Here is a 19,449-nt window from a genome sequence, read left to right on the forward strand (position 1 = left end):
CACTTACCTATCGTTTTACCAAAGCCCGTAAAGGGAATATTCACTCTAAAGGCAGTTAAGAAAAAAGGTGTGAATGTTATGAAAAAATGGGGCATTTGGTTACTTATTTTATTTATTGCAGGCTCTCCATCCCATGCTTTTGGGAGCGGAAAAGGCAAATCTACCGAGGTCGTAATTTCGTTTGACGGGATGCGCCAGGACTTTTTAGGAACAAATATAAAGCAGGGGATTATGCCTCACTTTAAAGAGGTGGCCGATAAAGGGATGTATGCGGAGAACATCCAAACCATTTTTCCTTCCCTGACGTCAGCATCCCATGCGGCGATTGCAACCGGAACAAAGCCAAGTGAATCGGGTATGGTCAGCAACGAAATCCACAAACCAAACAAAAAGCTGACGAATCGGGATAGCGCTTTTTATTCTCCGCTTGATTCCGAACCTGTATGGTCGGTGGCTCGTAAAAAAGGAAAGACGACCGCGACAATCCTTTTTCCAGGTTCAAACCCAAAATTCCCATATCGCGCGGATTACGCAATTTATTACGGGAAAACGTGGGCTGAAAGCGATTTGGCCAAACTCGAATTCAAAAAAAGCCAATCCAAAAAAACAAGTAAAAGAGCCGTTATTCCCTTGAAAATCAGCAAAAATGATACACGCTCCATTTATATAGATGCCGACAAACCCGCAAAGGGCAGGAAAGGATATACCATTCAAGTTTCATTCAAACCGGATATGAAAGAATCATCTTCCGTACGTTTGAATGAATGGGGTACTCTTTCATTTATGACAAAGACCAATGATTTGGCTGGCTTTACTTTTAAAATAAAAGCTAATAAGCCAGACCTCTCGGATGCCAAATTGTATCGGACAGCAGTGACATCAGCAGTCATTCATGGTCCTGAAGGTTTTAAAAATGAAATCAACAACAAGTTCGGTTACTTCCCTGTTCAGGATGACGATGAAGCATTGGCCAACAGATGGATTACCCGTAAGGAATACGAGGAAATCAACACCCGTTTCGCACAGTGGACAACGGATGTATCATTATATATCAAGGATCGTTATAAGCCGGACATCCTGTTCTTTTATTATCCGCAAGTCGACCATGAATCACATAACTACCTCCTAGTCGATCCTAGGCAGCCTGGTTATTCATATGAAAAGTCGCAACGTTATTTGAACTATATCCGCTGGTCCTACCGCCTGTCTGATAAAATGTTGGGCCAAGTACTTTCGAAATTAAATAAAACGGATCGCATTTATCTTGTATCCGATCACGGGATGGAGCCGGTCCATTCCAGGCTTTCTCCTAATGAGGAATTGGAAAAGGCAGGGCTGCTCGTAAAAGATGGCAGCGGGAAAATTAATTATAAAAAGTCAAAAGCGTTCGCTGTCGCCAGCGGCTCGATCGCGCAGGTTTATATAAACTTAAAAGGGCGGGAAAAAAAGGGGATTGTCGAACAAAGGGATTATACCTCACTTCAAAAAAGAATCGCTGAAATTTTTGAGAATGCCAAAGTTGAAAAAAAGACAATCAAACTCAAAAATTATTTGTCATTCGTCTCGGGACATTTAACGGACAAGGATGCTGCTTTTAATGGAAGTTTTTACGACTCGGCGAAGGCAATTAAAAATACAGGACTTCTCTCTCCTTCAAAATCAAAAGTGTCACCATATGAACAAGTCATCCCGATTCGCAATAGCCATGAAAACACAGGGGATGTTCTATTAGCCGCCCAAAAAGGTTATTATATGGCCCAGGGTGATGGCAGCGAAGTAAAGATGGTCAAGGATTTGGGCAATCACGGGGGCGATCCATCCCGAAAGGAATTAACCCCTATCTTTCTTGCAGCCGGGAATGGGATATCCAAGGGAAGAATTCTATCAAAAATCACCACATTGGACATTGCTCCCACACTCTATGAATTCATGAAAATGGACATACCCGACTTTGTTGAGGGGGAACCAATTGCCGAGCTGACCAAAAACAACTAACGGCGGGGGTAACAAAAAAGTGCCAGGCGCTGACATCTATCAGGCCTGGCACTTTAATTGATGGAGTAGATTCTGCACTTTTCATAGAAACTGGTTTTGCCGATATCAAGGAGTTTGGCTGCCTGCTGGCGGTTTCCGCCGGCTGCTGAGAGGGCGGATTGGATCGCCTGTTTTTCGGCCTCAGCAATTATTTCCTTTAACGGGAGCACCTTTGTTCCGGCCGGATTTGTGGCCGCATCATTTGGCGCTGCATCCTGGTCGCGTAAATACAACGGCAGGTGGTTGGGTTTTATTACACTCCCATCAAGAACATTGATGCACCTTTCGAGGACATTTTCAAGTTCCCGGATATTGCCCGGCCAGGAGTGCTGCTGGAACAGGCGAATCACTTCACGGGAAAGCTCCACAGATTTTTTGTGGAATCGCTTTTCAAGCTTTCGCACAAGGTTCATAGCAATCTGTTCAATATCGTCTTTTCTATACCGGAGCGGCGGGATTTCAATTTTGATGACATTCAATCGATAGTAAAGATCCTGGCGGAATTCCCCCGCCTCAACCATCTTTTCAAGATTCCTATGGGTTGCAGTAATGATCCTTACATCAACCGGAAGTGATTTTTGCCCTCCAACAGGCTGGATTTCTTTATCCTGTAGTACGCGAAGGAGCTTGCTTTGCATTGCAAGCGGCATGTCACCTATCTCATCCAGGAAGATGGTCCCTTTGTTGGCAAGCTGGAAGTGACCCTTCTTTCCTCCTTTTTTGGCACCGGTGAATGCTCCATCCTCATAACCGAACAGCTCTGATTCAAGCAAGTGCTCAGGAATGGAAGCGCAATTGATTGGAACAAACGGGTACGCTGAGCGAAGGCTGTTGGCATGGATGGAATGGGCAAACAGCTCCTTTCCTGTTCCGGATTCCCCCAGAAGCAGGACGGCGGAATGATTGACTGAAATCCTTTCCGCCAGCTCTTTTGCTTCCACAAAATGCCTGCTCGTCCCGATCAGATCCGAAAAGCTATATTTGCTTGTTAATTCCTTTTCCTCTCTCGTTTTATAGTATTTCAACTCTTCAACAAGACTCTGGATTTTTCTTTTGTACAAATGCAACTCTTCGGGATTCTTGAAAATGACCGTTCCCACAGCACCGACCAATTCACCAGAAACAATGAGAGGGAACCTGTTGGCAACCATTTCACTTCCGTTGATATGTTGGACAGCTGCGATTTCTGCCTGGCCGGTCCGTGAAACGATATGCATCCGTGTATTTTCAATCACCTCCTGAACAGGCCTTCTCATCGCCTGTTCAACGGTTGTCCCAAGGAACTCGCAATAAGCTTCGTTAATATAAAGGATAATGCCGTCACGGTCGGTGACAACAATCCGTTCGACAGAAAGGTTCAAGATTTCCTCGAGCCAGTTTATAGGAATATCATCGATTCGCGCGCTCACCATTTCCCCACCTTTATCTGACTATTAAAAATAATTATACCAATTATTTCAGATAATGCGCGGAGCTTTCCAGTAATTTGCATAAAAAATTCCCGCCAGCTAATACGGCGGGAACTGATTCACTATTTTAATAAAGAGAATCTTTACTGTACTGTGTAGCCTCCATCCAGGATAACTGCCTGTCCGGTAATCCCTCTTCCTTTGTCGCTTGCCAGAAAGACTGCGTAATCGGCAATTTCAGATACCGATAAAAGCCTTTTTTGAGGAACAAGCGGATAGATAACCTCTTCCAACACACTTTCCAATGGTACATTTCGAGTCTTGGCTAGGTCTCCCAGCTGGCCTCTCACAAGCGGGGTATCGACATAGCCCGGACATAGGGCATTGACTGTGATTCCATCCGCGGCACCTTCGAGGGCGGCAACTTTTGTCAGGCCGATTACACCGTGCTTGGCGCTATTGTATGCGGCCTTGCCGGCAAACCCGATTACTCCATTTATTGAGGCCATGTTGATGATCCGCCCGAAGCCTTGCTTTTTCATCATCGGGAAAACATTTTTAATTCCGATAAACGGGGCGGTCAGCATTACCTTTACAAGAAGTTCAAACTTTTCAGTCGGAAATTCCTCAATAGGAGAAACATATTGAAGCCCCGCATTGTTGACGAGAATATCAATCTTTCCGAATTTTTCAGCGGCAAGTCCAAGGGCATTTTTATAGGCTTCTTCATTCGTAACATCGCAAGGCGCTGAAAATGCTTCAAAGCCTTCACCCCGCAACGTTTCCGCAACCTCGCCGCTTTTCTCCGTGTTTAAATCGGATATGACAACGTTTGCTCCTTCTCCCGCGAATGCCTTTGCGATTTCAAGGCCTATTCCGCTGGCTGAACCGGTAATAAAAGCTGTTTTACCTTCTAACTGTTTCATAAATTAACCTCCCCAACTTTTACGAATCTCTTTTTTAAGCGAGGCCAAACAACGAGTAGATGCCAATGATGACGAATACGGCAACCGTTTTGATGACTGTTACTGCAAAAATGTCGCGGTAGGACTGTTTATGGGTCAAGCCCGTAACAGCAAGCAGGGTGATGACCGCCCCGTTGTGCGGGAGCGTATCCATTCCTCCGGATGCCATCGAAACGACGCGGTGCATGACCTCTGGCGGAATGTCGGCCGCGGCAATTGCCGCATTGTATTTCTCAGCCATGGCACTAAGCGCAATTCCCATACCGCCGGAAGCGGAACCTGTAATACCTGCAAGGGTCGTAGTTGTCACCGCTCCGTTTACAAGCGGGTTTGTAAATGTATTGGAAATGCCATCGCTTATTTTCGCAAAACCAGGAAGAGCGGCGATGACTCCGCCGAATCCATATTCGGCACCTGTATTCATCGTGGCAAGAAGCGCGCCTGCAATGCTAAGGTTCAGGCCTTCCTTAAAATTAACTTTTACCCGTTTCCAGTCATAAGCAAGCGTTGTGATAATGCCAACGACTAGTGCCATTTCAACTGCCCAGATGGCCATTACGGCAGAAACATCAACCGTATAGGCATTCAGCCCGATTTTTGCAAAATCAAAGCCTTCCGGATACCATTTAGGAATAAGGGTAATAAACAGCTTGTTCGTAACGCCAACGAGGATAAGCGGAACGAATGCCAATAATTGCTTTGCTCTTGATTGCTCAAGTGACATATTTGGAACTGCAACATTCTTCTCGGCTTCAGCCTGTTCCAGCGCAGCAGCATTTTCCGAGTCAAAACCAAAGTAGCCTTCACCCGCATCTGCTGCCTTCTTCCTCCTCCACTCCAGGTAAAGCATTCCCATTGCAAAGACGAAAATCGCACCTATAATTCCCAGGGTGGGAGCGGCATAAATGTTCGTCTTAAAGAATGATGTCGGGATAACGTTTTGGATTTGCGGTGTTCCCGGCAAAGCATCCATCGTAAACGTAAAAGCACCTAGAGCAATTGTGCCGGGAATAAGCCGTTTCGGAATGTTCGACTGCCTGAACATTTGGGCAGCAAAAGGATAAATCGCGAAAACAGCAACGAACAGGCTTACTCCGCTGTAAGTAAGGATCGCGCCTAGCAAGACAATAGTTAAGATTGCCCGCTTTGCACCAAGCCAGCCAACGATCGTCTTGGCAATCGACTCTGCGATCCCAGACATTTCAACAACTTTACCAAAAATTGCACCCAGCAAAAAGACAGGAAAATAAGATTTAATGAATCCGACCATCTTTTCCATGAATACCCCTGAAAAGAATGGCAGCACATGGCTTGGATCAATCAAGACAACAGCCAAAAGTGCGCAGATAGGTGCAAAAAGAATAACGGAAAAACCACGATAGGCCACGAACATCAACAGGCCCAGCGCCAAAAGAATAACAAATAATTCCATATAAATCCCCCTTTGTTTTTTGTAAGCCTCATTCCATCCCCCGATAGAAAGCGTTTACAAAATAAAGCTTACATTCTTTTAGAATGCAAGTTTCGTGCCAACCTTTACTTTTCTAATAATTCCGAATAAACACTTACTCTTATTTTATACAGATATTGATTTTTCCGTTATTCCGGAAAACCGGATGCCGTCATTCCGGAATAACGGAATTTTCTGTCTCTTTATCTATTGTGCCCATCCTTTTTGCCAGTCTCGTGGGTTCAGTTCTGAAGGTTGACAGTATACGATGCTTCTGTTTTTTCACGGACTGTTTCCAATGTAGCACCATCCTGGAGTTCTTCAAGTACAAGTCCCTCCGAAGTCACCCGGAAAACCGCCAGTTCGGTCACAATCATGTCGACGACTCCTTTTCCGGTCAGCGGAAGACGGCATTCCTTTAGAATTTTAGAGGATCCGCTTTTTGCGCAATGCTCCATTGCAACGATGACTTTTTTCGCTCCGGTTACCAAATCCATCGCACCGCCCATGCCAGGGACCATTTTACCAGGTACCATCCAGTTGGCAAGGCTTCCATTTTCATCTACCTCAAGCCCCCCTAGTACAGTTACGTCGACATGGCCCCCGCGAATCAGCTCGAACGAAAACAGACTGTCGAAAAATGCTCCCCCCGGAATGATGCCCGCTGGCTGGCCCCCGGCATTTACAAGGTCGGGATCAATCTCACCTTCAAGAGGTTTCAGCCCCACGTATCCATTTTCCGATTGGAGAATGACGTTTACATTCTGCGGCAAAAAGTTTGGTACCATTGTCGGCAATCCGATTCCCAGGTTCACGACATCTCCGTCCCTCAATTCCTTTGCGACGCGTGAAGCGATTAATTGCTTCGGGCTAATTAGTGTTTCCGCCATTATTTACAGCCCCCTTGAACCAATATTTTATCAACAAGGATTCCCGGGGTCATAACTTCATCCGGGTCGATTTCCCCGACTTCGACCACTTTTTCAACCTGGACGATTACAACATCGGCTGCGAGCGCCATTAACGGGTTGAAGTTGCGGGCTGAGCGGTGATAAACAAGATTCCCCGCCTTGTCAGCCTTATATGCCTTAAGGATCGCCACTTCTGCTCTGAGCGGCTTTTCAAGCAGAAATTCGCGTCCGTCAACAGTAATCTTCTCTTTTCCTTCCTCTACCACTGTCCCAACACCTGTAGGCGTGAGAACCCCGCCAAGCCCGGAACCGCCTGCGCGGACCCGTTCGGCCAGCGTCCCCTGTGGAACGAGTTCAACTTCCACTTCCCCGGCAATCATCTGCCGGCCTGTTTCCGGATTCGTTCCAATATGTGAGGCAATTACCTTTTTAATACGATGGTTAACAATCAGCCGGCCGACTCCCGATTCAACGAAAGCGGTGTCATTCGCGATCAGTGTGATGTCCTTAATATTTTTCTCAAGGATTACCTCAATTAGGTCCTGCGGCGTTCCGACTCCCATAAAACCGCCCGCCATCACTGTCATCCCGTCCCGGAAAAATAAAGCTGCTTCCTCTTTCGAAATAACCTTATTCACTTTTACACACCCCCAATTTTTTGTGGATGTGAGTCCGTTCCACTCACACACCTCAATACGCTGCAAGAAGCATGCCATAGATTAAAATTTTCCAGGATAAAAAATAGCTATTCATCGCTTTTCAAAATGTATTTCACAATTTGGACATACTAACATCGGGTATGTAAATAACCTTCAGGAGGATTAAAGATGGATAAGGAAATGAATTATGGCAATGATTATAAATTTATCCCGGCAACCTCTATTGGAAGTGGGATTGGGATTGATGTTTTACCTGATTTATTTTGTTACACTATCCAGATCGTCAATATCTGTTTAGAGGGCAATCCGGAAACTGGAGATTTTGTTTTAGTGGATGCCGGAATGCCCGGGTCTGCTGATGAGATTATTTCTGTTACCGAAAATCGGTTTGGTGCTGACAGCCGGCCGAAAGCAATCATTTTGACACATGGCCATTTTGATCATGTCGGCGCAATCATTGAACTTGTCAACCATTGGGACGTTCCGGTCTATGCCCACCAATTAGAGATGCCTTTCTTGACAGGTAAAGAAAGTTATCCGGAACCGGACCCAACCGTAGAAGGCGGTATGGTGGCGAAAATGTCACCAATGTTCCCGAACGAACCGATAGACTTGGGAAATAATATACGAACGCTGCCTTCTGATGGAACTGTTCCCCACATGCCAGAGTTTAAATGGATTCATACCCCAGGCCACACTCCGGGCCATATTTCATTATTCCGGGAAAAAGACCGGGCGTTAATCGCTGGGGATGCTTTTGTCACCGTTAAACAGGAATACTTGTATAAAGTGATCACGCAGGAACAGGAGATTAGCGGGCCACCTCGCTATTTAACAACCGTCTGGGAAGCAGCTAAGGAATCCGTCATTAAGCTAAACGCCCTGAAGCCTTCCATCGCCATTACCGGCCATGGATTGCCAATGTCCGGTGAATTACTGACGAAAAGCCTGAATAAACTTGTGAACGAATTTGACCAGATTGCTGTACCTGATTATGGAAAGTATGTAAATAAAAAATTACATTAAACCATGAATCCATTAATGAAGGCAACGCATCGTTCGCGTTGCCCTCAATTTTTTTAGATAATAATTTAGTTTTCTCTTATCTGCTATCCATGGTTTGGATAATTTCTATTTCCCTAATTCTTTTCTCTAATCGTTCGATTTCTTTAGGTAACGATTCTAATAGTTTATAAAAAAGCAGGCCACTATAGTTCAGTCCTGGATAAAGAATGTTGACTGCTTCGACCCCATGCGCATTTAGAAGGTTTAAACGCTCTTTGGTTTCCTCCAATGAGGACTTTAAATTTCCCACCAAATGATTCAATGTGCTTTGTACCTCCTTAAACCGCTCTATGTTGTAATTTACGCTTTGCATTCAGTTTTACTTACCCGATTAGAATAATCATTAAACATATTACGACACAAAAAGTAGTTTTAAAAATGGGTTAATTTGCGCTCCACAAAGAAAAGCTTCAAAAAGTATCGTCAGGAAAGCTCCACAGAAAAAACATCGCAGGGACAGACGCCCTTTGTCTTTCAAGAGACGGTTTTTTCCTGTTACGGGGAGCAAAAAATAATTAAAACAAGAAATCCGCCGGCTTTGGCTCCCAGCGGATTTCGAATTTTTATAGGAAGGGCTTATAAAGATTACTGCACCTCTCTGCCCCAATGGCGGTGAGCTGCGACAGCTTGAATAAATTGCCCGGCAAATTCCGCCGGTTCACTTCCAACCACGACGCCCGGCGCACCGATTATACCGGCTTGCTGCGCTATCTCAGCACCTGCGTGGGTTGCGCCAATTGGCTTGTAATGCTCAAATGCTTCCTGAATGAAGTAGATGGCCTTTTTCTTGAATTTCGGGGTATTCTCTGCCCCGCCGATCACATAGATGGCATCAAAAAGAACTGAGTCGGCAGTCAGGAACGAGTGGTGGACTGGCAATGCGAAATTGTCGGTACCTCGTACGGACCCGAGTTTTTCGCTAATGAATTCCGGGATTGCTCCTTTAGCCTTAAGTGCATCCAGAATCGTTTTTACTTCATTACCACTGAATCCATCAGCCACAAGCACGCCAACCTTGCGCCCCTTTGGCGTTTTGATCGTATTCTCCTGGCTAAGCGCTGGCGACGACTTCTTGGAAGCAGGCTCCCTCGGCTCCGGCACCCTGGCTCCAATCCCCTCGGCAACCGGGGTGACCAGTTCCATGCTCACATTGGCGAACATATCGACAACCTGCTGGCGCACATCCGGTGATTTCACCTTGCCGAGTTCAAAGGTCAACGCGTCAATTATGTGCTGCTTCTCAGGCGGTCTCATGCTGTTCCAGAACATCGATGCTTGTGAGAAGTGATCCTTGAAACTGTCACTGCGAGCGCGGATTTTATGGCCATCGACCTTCTCCTGATAATGGACATAACCGCCTTCCTCGACAGCCGCAGGGGCAGGCGTGTTTTGCGCAAGGGAGTTTTTATGGTAACTCACCTGGCCCCGGTTGATCGTCTGGCGCCCAAAGCCATCACGCTGGTTGTTATGGAACGGGCAAACAGGCCGATTGATCGGGATTTCGTGGAAGTTTGGCCCGCCTAGGCGCAATAGCTGTGTATCCGTATAGGAGAATAACCTGCCCTGTAGCAGCGGATCATTCGTAAAGTCTATCCCAGGCACAACATGGCCAGGATGGAAGGCGACCTGCTCAGTCTCGGCGAATACATTGTCTACATTGCGATTCAATGTCATCTTTCCGATAATCTTGACCGGAATCTCCTCCTCAGGCCATAATTTCGTCGCATCCAGAATATCAAAATCAAACCGGAACTCCTCTTCCTCGGGAATCAATTGGACACCGAGCTCATATTCAGGGAAATCCCCTCTTTCAATGGCCTCGTGCAAATCGCGGCGATGGAAGTCCGGATCCTTGCCGGCAATCTTCTGTGCTTCGTCCCATACAAGCGAGTGGACGCCAAGCACTGGTTTCCAATGGAATTTTACAAAATGGGCCCTACCCTGCTCGTTCACGAACCGAAACGTATGTACTCCAAAGCCTTCCATCATACGGAAGCTGCGGGGAATCGCCCGGTCCGACATTTGCCACAACACCATATGCGCCGACTCCTGGTTGTTAGCGATAAAGTCATAGAACGTATCATGGGCGGATGCACCCTGCGGCATTTCGTTATGCGGCTCTGGCTTCACCGCGTGCACAAAGTCAGGGAACTTGATCGCATCCTGAATAAAGAACACCGGTATATTGTTGCCTACCAGGTCATAGTTTCCTTCCTCTGTATAAAACTTCGTCGCAAACCCGCGCACATCACGAACCGTCTCCGCCGAGCCCTTCGAACCCTGAACTGTTGAGAAGCGGACAAACACCGGCGTCTTCTTTGATGGGTCGTTCAAGAACTTCGCCATCGTGAACTCCTTCATCGACTCGTAAACCTGAAACTCGCCATGAGCCGCGAACCCGCGTGCATGCACAACCCTTTCCGGAATCCGTTCATGGTCAAAATGCGTCATTTTCTCCCGGAAATGAAAATCTTCCATCAACGTCGGCCCGCGCATGCCGGCTTTCAAGGAAAATTCATCCTCCGACACCTTAACACCTTGATTGGTTGTCAGCTTCTTCCCGCTATCATCAACCTTGAATTGTTCCAATTGCTCCTGCTTTTTATTGACATTCGGATCGAGATTCTCTTTTACCACTCATCATCCTCCTAACATTAACTTGGTACCCCACTTCCCTACTACCCCACCATTGGCAAAAAAAACGTTTAATTTAATTCCTTGTCCATGAAAATCGATTTATTAAAACAATGTCCTTGTTATCGCGGCCATATTTTTCCCAATAAAAAAACCGCCTGGTCGTTGTCACCAAACGGTTCATTTTTATTGGTATTGAAATGGCGCGAAACCCGAGCAGTGAGCGGTCGATCCATTTCCGCTGTGAAACATCTTGTGAAACAAGAAAATTCGGGGAGTGACAGGCACTGTTCGCATTTTTAAAACATGCTCAATGAATACCTTTTTGCGAGTAGTTCAAGGAGTTTGATGCCTCCGATGCTGTTTCCTTTTTCGTCCAGTGCCGGCCCGAATATGCCGATGCCAACTTTGCCCGGCACCGACCCCATTATCCCGCCCGAAACGCCGCTTTTAGCCGGAATGCCAATTTTTATGGCAAACTCTCCGGATGCATTGTACATGCCGCACGTCACCATGAACGTTTTGCAAATCCGGGCGACATCATCTGGCATTACACGCTTACCCGTTTGTGGGTGCACCCCGCCCATCGCAAACACAAGCCCAATATCGGCCAAATCCCGGCAATCCATCTCATTTGCGCACTGCTTAGAATACAATTCAATCAGCGGGTCGACATCCTCCGTAATCACCCCATGCTGTTTCAAAAAATAGCACAAAGCCCTGTTCAGATGGGCCGTTTCAAACTCGGAGCGGGCCACTTCCTCATTAACCCCCACCGTCTCATTGTCCGCTAGTTCCCGAATGAAGGCCAACAGACGCTCGAGCCGCGCCTCGACACTATCACCCTTAATCATATGAGTCACAACAAGCGCACCGGCATTGATCATCGGATTCAAAGGCTTTGCCACACCTAAAGCCTCCAATTTCGCGATCGAATTGAACGGGTCACCCGTCGGCTCCATCCCGACCCGCTCAAACACATAATCCTCGCCCCGCTCCATCAATACCAGCGCAAGGCTGATCACCTTCGAAATACTTTGCAGCGTAATCTTTCTTTCGATCTCCCCCGCCGCGACACACTCACCATTCGGATAATGGATCGCAATCGACAAATCACCTGGTTTCGCTTTTCCAAGCGCCGGAATATAATCCGCGACCTTCCCCTGCTTCGCGTACGGCCGAGCCTCCTCAACCAGCGCATTCAACTCTTCGTTTGACTCACACAACATCCACATCACCCATATTAGTATGGACGGAACTTCTCCAAACCACTCTTTTGGAAAAATGCCCGGCGGCCCGCACAACAAGCCTTTCCCCAGGGATAAGGGTTTCTTCCCAATGTAAACGCTTCTTGAATGTTTGTAATACCATTCCACTCGATGTTCGTCCTGGTTTGTCCATCAATTCATTACTCCGGTAAACCACTATCCAGAGGAATTACCTCCCTGCCTTCAAAAAATTCACTTGAATGTAGTCTTTACCACTTTACATGAAACAACAATTTGCCGGCTTCCGTTCCTTAAAGGCAGCCGTCTCGCATCTTCCATTTATAGGAAACAACACAAACTACCTTCCAAACTACGCTGCCAGAAAACCAACTTTTTAAAATTTTTTATAAAAATTATTATCCTTGAATTATCAACAATGTAAACGCTACCAAATTAATAGAATATTTAAATTTGTCAGACTTATGTGTTTTTTCTCTTGAATTAATAAAATAATGGGAGTATCATAAACAGAAATCTCAGAAAAGTTCGTATTTTATTTCACGTATTATTTTTTTGAAATAAAAGATGACGCTTTTCAGGGTCAAACCAATTTAATTTTTTCTTTAAATAGAATTTACAAAACGGGCTACAGGAGGAATGATGTTTTTTGGAAAGCCAATATATTTTTCTAAGCGGCGAATTTGTGAAAAAGGAAGATGCGGTAGTTTCAGTTTATGACCACGGCTTCCTATATGGCGACGGGGTATTCGAAGGCATCCGTGTTTACAGCGGCAACGTCTTCAGGCTGGACGCACACTTGAAGAGGCTTTATGAATCAGCCCACTCCATTATGCTTGAAATCCCTTATACGTTTGAGGAAATGACCGAAATCATTGTTGAAACAGTCCGAAAAAATGAATTATCAAGCGCGTATATACGTGTGGTTGTCTCTAGGGGAAGAGGAAACCTCGGGCTCGACCCATCAACTTGCTCGCAGCCAAGGGTCATTGTCATCGCTGAGCCGCTCGCGCTTTATCCAAAAGAAATGTATGAACGCGGCCTGAAAGTCGGATCGGTCGCAACAAGGCGGAATCGCCCGGACGTTTTAAGTCCGCAAATCAAATCCTTGAACTATTTAAACAATATCCTCGTTAAGCTTGAAGCAAACCAGGCCGGCGTGGACGAAGCGCTCATGCTGAATGACCAAGGCTATGTAACGGAAGGTTCCGCCGACAATATTTTCCTTGTGAAAAATGGCGTCATTTACACTCCTCCCGTCTACCTTGGCGCATTGGAAGGCATCACCCGGAACGCCATAATCGATCTGGCGAAGCGAAACGGCTACGAAGTCCGGGAACAGCCATTCACACGGCATGATGTCTATGTCGCCGATGAGGTGTTCCTGACAGGAACGGCGGTCGAGGTCATCGCGGTAATCGATGTGGACACCCGTAAGATTGGCAATGGCAAACCTGGGCAAATCACAAACCATCTATTGGACGAATTCAGGAAACTCGTTACCGAGGATGGAGTCAAGTGCTATCCGGAAACCAAAGAGAAAGCATTCGTCGGTTAAAGGAGGGCAAATATGCGAAGCGATATGATTAAAAAAGGATTTGACCGGGCGCCGCACCGCAGCCTCCTATATGCAACCGGCGTGAAAACAAGCGACCTGGACAAGCCCTTCATTGGAGTCTGCAATTCCTATATCGACATCATCCCCGGGCACAAGCACTTGAATGTTTTTGCCGAAGTGGTGAAAGAAGCGATCCGGGAAGCGGGCGGCGTTCCGTTTGAGTTCAATACAATCGGCGTTGACGACGGAATTGCAATGGGCCATATCGGGATGCGCTATTCACTCCCAAGCCGGGAAATCATTGCGGACAGCGCGGAAACGGTTATCAACGCCCATTGGTTCGACGGAGTTTTTTACATCCCGAACTGTGACAAGATTACCCCCGGGATGCTGATGGCAGCGGCAAGGACGAATGTCCCTTCCGTGTTTGTATCTGGAGGGCCGATGGAAGCAGGCGTTTCCTCGACCGGAAAGCCGCTCTCCCTCGTTTCCGTTTTTGAAGGGGTCGGCGCTTACAACAAAGGCACCATCACCCAGCAGGAATTGCTCGATATTGAAACGAATGCTTGCCCTACCTGCGGTTCATGCTCCGGCATGTTCACCGCAAATTCAATGAACTGCCTCATGGAAGTACTCGGCATGACAGTGCCAGGCAACGGAACGATTGTTGCCACTTCCGATACGCGGCATGAGTTGATCCGACGGGCAGCGAAACACTTAATCGACTTGGTCAAAAAAGATATCAAGCCACGCGATATTATGACGAAAGAAGCGTTTGACAATGCCTTCGCGCTTGATATGGCAATGGGCGGCTCCACCAACACGGTGCTGCATACATTGGCCATCGCCCACGAGGCGGGAATCGAGTATGACTTGCACGAAATCAACCGGATCGCGGAAAAGGTACCTTATCTTTCAAAGATAAGCCCGGCATCCGATTATTCCATGCAGGATGTGCATCATGCCGGCGGGGTTAGCGCGATCATTCACGAGCTCTGCAAAATCGACGGACTCATTCACAAGGATGCCATCACGATTACAGGAAAAACCCTTTATGAAAATGTAAAGGATGCGGAAATAACAAACGACCAGGTCATCAGAAGAAAGAATAACCCTTACAGCCCGGTTGGCGGTTTGTCCATCCTGTTCGGAAATCTTGCCCCGGATGGCGGGGTCATCAAAGTGGGAGCCGTCGATCCTTCGATTATACGTTTCACAGGCGAGGCCATCGTCTTTGAATCGCAGGAGGCCGCACAAGCCGGAATCGACAGCGGATCGGTTAGGCCAGGCCATGTAGTGGTCATCCGCTATGAGGGGCCAAAAGGCGGGCCGGGAATGCCGGAAATGCTTGCACCTACAGCCGCGATTGCCGGCCGGGGGCTTGAAAAGGAGGTCGCGCTGATTACGGATGGCCGCTTTTCAGGCGCGAGCCGCGGCATATCCGTCGGGCATATTTCCCCGGAAGCAGCCGAGGGCGGACCTATTGCTTTTGTCGAAGACGGCGACCTAATTATGATTGACCTCGAAGCCCGCTCAATCAACCTGATTGTCGACCGGGAAGTTTTAGAGGAAAGACAGAAAAACTTTGTAAAGCCAGAACCAAAAATCAAATCAGGGTATCTCGCCAAATATGCGAAGCTGGTCACATCCGCAAGCACTGGCGGCATCATGAAATTTTAAAAGAACGATAGCGCAAATCGTTGACGGGAACAAAGGAATAAGAGTCTAGTATTCACAGAGAGCCGGGGTTGCTGGAAGCCCGGAAATACTACTTATTCTGACATCGTCCCTGAGTATTAAGCTGAACGGTCTCCCCTACTAGGCTTAATCGGGTGTTTTCGGCACCCGTTACCAAAACGGAGCGGATTCCTTTTCCGCTTCATGAGGCGGCAGTTGCAAGACTCGCCGTGAATTCCGGGTGGTACCGAGGAAAGACATAAACCTTTTCTCCCCGAATATCCTGCTGTAAAAAAACGGCAGGCTGTTCGCGGGAGGAGAGGTTTTTTTGTTGGAAAAATGGTTCGCGATTTTATTAAGCTGTGAAACTTCAAGTTCCACTTAATAATGCAAAACGGGTCCATATAATGCGAGGCTCGGCCCATTATATGCCTAACACGCTAGTAATGAGGCCGCACTGGCAAACTATTGAAGCCTTATTTGAAAAACTGGAGGGATTTCAAGTGAAAGTGGAGACAATGCCGGCCATGGAGCAGGTTGTTAGCCCAAAAACAGGTGCCGATGTCCTGATCAAATCATTGGTGAATGAGGGAGTCGATACGGTGTTTGGCTATCCAGGGGGAGCCGTATTGCCAATTTACGATGCCATCTACCGCGCCCGAGACCAAATTAAGCATTTATTGTTCCGGCATGAACAGGGCTCCATCCATGCTGCCGAAGGATATGCCCGCATTACCGGAAAGCCCGGAGTCGTCATTGCTACATCCGGGCCTGGCGCAACAAATTTAATTACAGGGATTGCAGATGCAATGATGGACTCTTTGCCGCTCGTAGTCTTTACTGGCCAGGTCGCAACGAGCGTAATTGGAACCGATGCATTCCAAGAGGCGGATATAATCGGGATCACGACCCCAATCACAAAGCATAATTACCAGGTCCGGTCGATTTCCGACCTGCCAAGGGTCATTAGGGAAGCATTCCATATTGCTTCAACTGGCAGGCCCGGACCGGTTGTGATTGATATGCCGAAGGATATCTCAGCAAACCCGGTTTATGAAACTGATTTGGATACCGATTTTAATCTGCCGGGCTATCAGCCAACAACAAGGCCGAACCCACTGCAAATCAGTAAGCTTGCCGATGCGTTATCAAAAGCACGGAAGCCCGTCATCCTCGCAGGCGCGGGAATTCTCCACGGAAAGGCAAACCTTCAATTGAAGGCCCTGGCCGAGAAGCACCGGATTCCGGTTGCAACCACCCTTCTGGGGCTGGGGAGTTTCCCAGGCACCCATGATCTGTCGCTTGGAATGGCTGGGATGCACGGAACGTACACAGCCAACATGGCCATTTACGAATGCGACCTTCTCTTAAACATCGGAGCAAGATTCGATGACCGCTTAACTGGAAACCTGAAGCACTTCGCTCCGAAGGCGAAAGTAGCCCATATTGATATCGATCCGGCGGAAATAGGCAAAAACGTACCGACAAGCATTCCGATTGTAGCCGATTCGAGGGAAGCTCTGAATGAACTGCTAAAACTTGAATTTCCGATGGAAAACCATACCCAATGGCTGAACAAGCTTGAAGAATACAAGGACCAATACCCGCTTTGGTATACCGAATATAACGGAAGGCTAAGCGCGCAGCAGGTTATCCAGGCGGTTTATGAAGCGTCGGGCGGCGAAGCGATTGTTACGACCGACGTAGGCCAGCACCAAATGTGGGTGGCCCAGCATTATACCTTGGACAACCCGGACAGATGGGTCACATCCGGAGGGCTTGGAACGATGGGCTTCGGATTCCCTGCTGCTATTGGCGCCCAGCTTGCCGCGCCGAATAAAATGGTCATCGCATTCGTCGGCGACGGCGGGTTCCAAATGACGCTTCAGGAGCTCGGCGTCCTGCAGGAGCTGAAACTCCCTGTAAAAGTCATCATTGTCAATAATGGGGCTCTTGGAATGGTCCGCCAATGGCAGGAGGAATTTTACGAGGAACGCTATTCGGAATCGCTTTTACCCATCCAGCCGGACTTTGTCAAATTAGCCGAGAGCTATTCAATCAAAGGCGCAAAAATCCAAACGGAGGAAGAATTGCTGCGCATCCTTCCCGAAGCGTTTGCGTATGACGGCCCAGTTGTCCTTGATTGCAGAGTCGTCCTGGAGGCAAATGTTTACCCGATGATTGCCCCTGGCAAGGGATTGCACGAAATGATAGGAGTGAAACCATGAAGCGGATCATTACAGCCACCGTCCAAAATAAAAGCGGCGTCCTTAACCGTGTAACCGGCCTGTTGCAGCGGCGGCAATTCAATATTGAGAGCATTTCTGTCGGACCGACAGAAATTGACGGCATCTCAAAAATGACACTGGTTGTCGAAGTTGAAGACAGCCAAAAGGTTGAACAGCTGACAAAGCAGCTTCATAAACAGATTGATGTTTTAAAAGTTTCCGATATTACCGATAAGGCGGTTGTCTCCCGCGAGCTCGCCCTGATCAGGGTTGCGAGCAGCGGCCAGCTCCGCAGGGAAATCAAGGAAATTATTGATCCGTTCCGCGCGTCCGTCATTGATATCAGCAAGGAAAGCCTTGCTGTCCAGGTGACGGGTAAACCGGAAAAAGTCGAAGCGCTGATTGACCTGCTCAGGCCATATGGAATCAAGGAAATAGCACGAACCGGCATTACCGCCCTCTTGCGCGGAAGCCAGCCGCAAGTATCCGAATTACCTTCTTATTCGCTTCAGAGGTAAGAATTTAAAAATACATGCAAAACATATTCGAAAGGATGATAACAAATGGCAAAAGTACTTTATAATCAGGACATTTTTGAAGAAGTTTTAAAATCGAAAAAAATCGCGGTCATCGGCTACGGCTCACAGGGACATGCACATGCATTGAACCTGAAGGAAAGCGGTTATGATGTCGTTGTTGGGCTTCGCGTTGGAAAGTCATGGGACAAAGCCGTCGAGGATGGTGTAGCTGTTTGTTCGGTTGCCGAAGCAACCGCACAGGCGGATGTCGTAATGGTTCTCCTTCCTGACGAAAGACAGCCACATGTGTACGAGGAGAGCATTAAAAATAACCTCAAGCCTGGAGCCGCCCTTGTTTTCGCACATGGCTTCAATGTCCACTTCAATCAGATTGTGCCACCTGCCGATGTGGATGTATTCCTTGTCGCACCGAAAGGCCCGGGCCATCTTGTACGCCGTACATACCAGGAAGGCGCCGGGGTACCTGCCCTCTTCGCGGTCCATCAGGATTATTCCGGACAGGCGAAAGAAATTGCCCTCGCATATGCGAAAGGAATCGGCTCAGCCCGCGCCGGTGTATTGGAAACTACCTTCCAGGAAGAAACCGAAACCGACCTGTTCGGTGAGCAGGCTGTCCTTTGCGGCGGACTGACCAGCCTTGTCAAAGCAGGCTTTGAAACGTTGACGGAAGCTGGATACCAGCCGGAAGTCGCCTACTTTGAGTGCCTTCATGAACTAAAGCTGATCGTTGACCTCATGTATGAAGGCGGCCTCGAAAACATGCGCTACTCCATCTCGGATACCGCCCAATGGGGTGACTTCGTTTCCGGCCCGCGCGTCGTAAACGAAGAAACGAAGACGCGCATGAAGGAAGTACTTCACGATATCCAGACAGGCCAATTCGCAAAAGGCTGGATTCTTGAAAACCAGGTGAACCGTCCGCAGTTCAACGCAATCAATGCGCGGGAAAACAGCCATCCGATCGAAACAGTCGGACGCGAACTCCGCGAGTTGATGCCATTCGTAAAACCAAAGCAAAAGGCAATGGCGCGTTAAATAGGAAAAGCGAAGGCGCCCGTTTAGCGCAGTATGGACTGGAGGGAAGCAACTGCGTT

The 19,449-nt window shown here is 47.7% G+C and carries 15 protein-coding genes; 7 read left to right on the forward strand and 8 right to left on the reverse strand.

The window, feature by feature from the left end; translation table 11 throughout:
* The first annotated feature begins 78 nt into the window (after nt 1–78).
* Nucleotides 79–1,995, forward strand: coding sequence for an alkaline phosphatase family protein (locus tag DRW41_RS15415; protein ID WP_181884581.1), 1,917 nt, complete (start codon nt 79–81; stop codon nt 1,993–1,995).
* A gap of 53 nt (nt 1,996–2,048) precedes the next feature.
* Here DRW41_RS15415 and DRW41_RS15420 read toward each other — a convergent pair whose 3' ends face one another.
* The 5 genes from DRW41_RS15420 to atoD all read right to left on the reverse strand — a co-directional run bounded on the left by DRW41_RS15420 (nt 2,049) and on the right by atoD (nt 7,407).
* Nucleotides 2,049–3,443, reverse strand: a complete 1,395-nt coding sequence (locus DRW41_RS15420) for a sigma-54 interaction domain-containing protein (RefSeq protein ID WP_245959459.1) — start codon at nt 3,441–3,443, stop codon at nt 2,049–2,051.
* A 143-nt stretch (nt 3,444–3,586) separates the two neighbouring features.
* Nucleotides 3,587–4,369: a 3-hydroxybutyrate dehydrogenase gene (locus DRW41_RS15425; RefSeq protein WP_115452912.1), complete on the reverse strand. Its 783-nt coding sequence runs from the start codon at nt 4,367–4,369 to the stop codon at nt 3,587–3,589.
* Nucleotides 4,370–4,403: 34 nt separating this feature from the next.
* Nucleotides 4,404–5,840: a GntP family permease gene (locus tag DRW41_RS15430; protein WP_115452913.1), complete on the reverse strand. Its 1,437-nt coding sequence runs from the start codon at nt 5,838–5,840 to the stop codon at nt 4,404–4,406.
* A 260-nt stretch (nt 5,841–6,100) separates the two neighbouring features.
* Nucleotides 6,101–6,748 (reverse strand): 3-oxoacid CoA-transferase subunit B, encoded by a 648-nt coding sequence (locus DRW41_RS15435; protein WP_281272320.1) that lies wholly within the window; start codon nt 6,746–6,748, stop codon nt 6,101–6,103.
* Complete coding sequence (atoD, locus tag DRW41_RS15440) at nt 6,748–7,407, reverse strand: acetate CoA-transferase subunit alpha (RefSeq protein ID WP_281272321.1); 660 nt, start codon at nt 7,405–7,407, stop codon at nt 6,748–6,750. The genes DRW41_RS15435 and atoD overlap by 1 nt, the downstream gene beginning before the upstream one ends.
* A 189-nt stretch (nt 7,408–7,596) precedes the next feature.
* Here atoD and DRW41_RS15445 point away from each other — a divergent pair, with 189 nt between their 5' ends.
* Nucleotides 7,597–8,454, forward strand: a complete 858-nt coding sequence (locus DRW41_RS15445) for an MBL fold metallo-hydrolase (RefSeq protein ID WP_115452915.1) — start codon at nt 7,597–7,599, stop codon at nt 8,452–8,454.
* A gap of 76 nt (nt 8,455–8,530) precedes the next feature.
* On the opposite strand, the gene DRW41_RS15450 is transcribed toward DRW41_RS15445, so the two are convergent.
* The 3 genes from DRW41_RS15450 to glsA all read right to left on the reverse strand — a co-directional run bounded on the left by DRW41_RS15450 (nt 8,531) and on the right by glsA (nt 12,356).
* Nucleotides 8,531–8,755 (reverse strand): hypothetical protein, encoded by a 225-nt coding sequence (locus tag DRW41_RS15450; RefSeq protein ID WP_115452916.1) that lies wholly within the window; start codon nt 8,753–8,755, stop codon nt 8,531–8,533.
* A gap of 323 nt (nt 8,756–9,078) precedes the next feature.
* Nucleotides 9,079–11,130 carry a catalase gene (locus DRW41_RS15455; protein ID WP_115452917.1) on the reverse strand — a complete coding sequence of 684 codons (2,052 nt, stop codon included), beginning with the start codon at nt 11,128–11,130 and terminating at the stop codon, nt 9,079–9,081.
* A 296-nt stretch (nt 11,131–11,426) separates the two neighbouring features.
* Entirely contained in the window at nt 11,427–12,356 is a 930-nt protein-coding gene (gene glsA, locus DRW41_RS15460) for a glutaminase A (protein ID WP_115452918.1), read from the reverse strand.
* 646 nt (nt 12,357–13,002) lie between these two features.
* On the opposite strand from glsA, the gene ilvE reads away from it, so the two are divergent.
* From ilvE to ilvC, 5 genes are all read left to right on the forward strand, one after another.
* Nucleotides 13,003–13,911, forward strand: a complete 909-nt coding sequence (gene ilvE, locus DRW41_RS15470) for a branched-chain-amino-acid transaminase (RefSeq protein ID WP_115452920.1) — start codon at nt 13,003–13,005, stop codon at nt 13,909–13,911.
* Nucleotides 13,912–13,923: 12 nt separating this feature from the next.
* Nucleotides 13,924–15,591: a dihydroxy-acid dehydratase gene (gene ilvD / locus DRW41_RS15475; RefSeq protein ID WP_115452921.1), complete on the forward strand. Its 1,668-nt coding sequence runs from the start codon at nt 13,924–13,926 to the stop codon at nt 15,589–15,591.
* A gap of 500 nt (nt 15,592–16,091) precedes the next feature.
* Nucleotides 16,092–17,816, forward strand: a complete 1,725-nt coding sequence (ilvB, locus tag DRW41_RS15480) for an acetolactate synthase large subunit (RefSeq protein WP_439330877.1) — start codon at nt 16,092–16,094, stop codon at nt 17,814–17,816.
* A complete protein-coding gene (ilvN, locus tag DRW41_RS15485) occupies nt 17,813–18,334 on the forward strand; it encodes an acetolactate synthase small subunit (RefSeq protein WP_115452922.1) in 522 nt (173 codons plus the stop codon). The genes ilvB and ilvN overlap by 4 nt, the downstream gene beginning before the upstream one ends.
* A 45-nt stretch (nt 18,335–18,379) precedes the next feature.
* Nucleotides 18,380–19,390 (forward strand): ketol-acid reductoisomerase, encoded by a 1,011-nt coding sequence (gene ilvC / locus DRW41_RS15490; protein ID WP_115452923.1) that lies wholly within the window; start codon nt 18,380–18,382, stop codon nt 19,388–19,390.
* The last annotated feature ends 59 nt before the right edge of the window (nt 19,391–19,449 follow it).

It is taken from the genome of Neobacillus piezotolerans, assembly GCF_003362805.1.
Classification (GTDB): domain Bacteria; phylum Bacillota; class Bacilli; order Bacillales; family Cytobacillaceae; genus Bacillus_D; species Bacillus_D piezotolerans.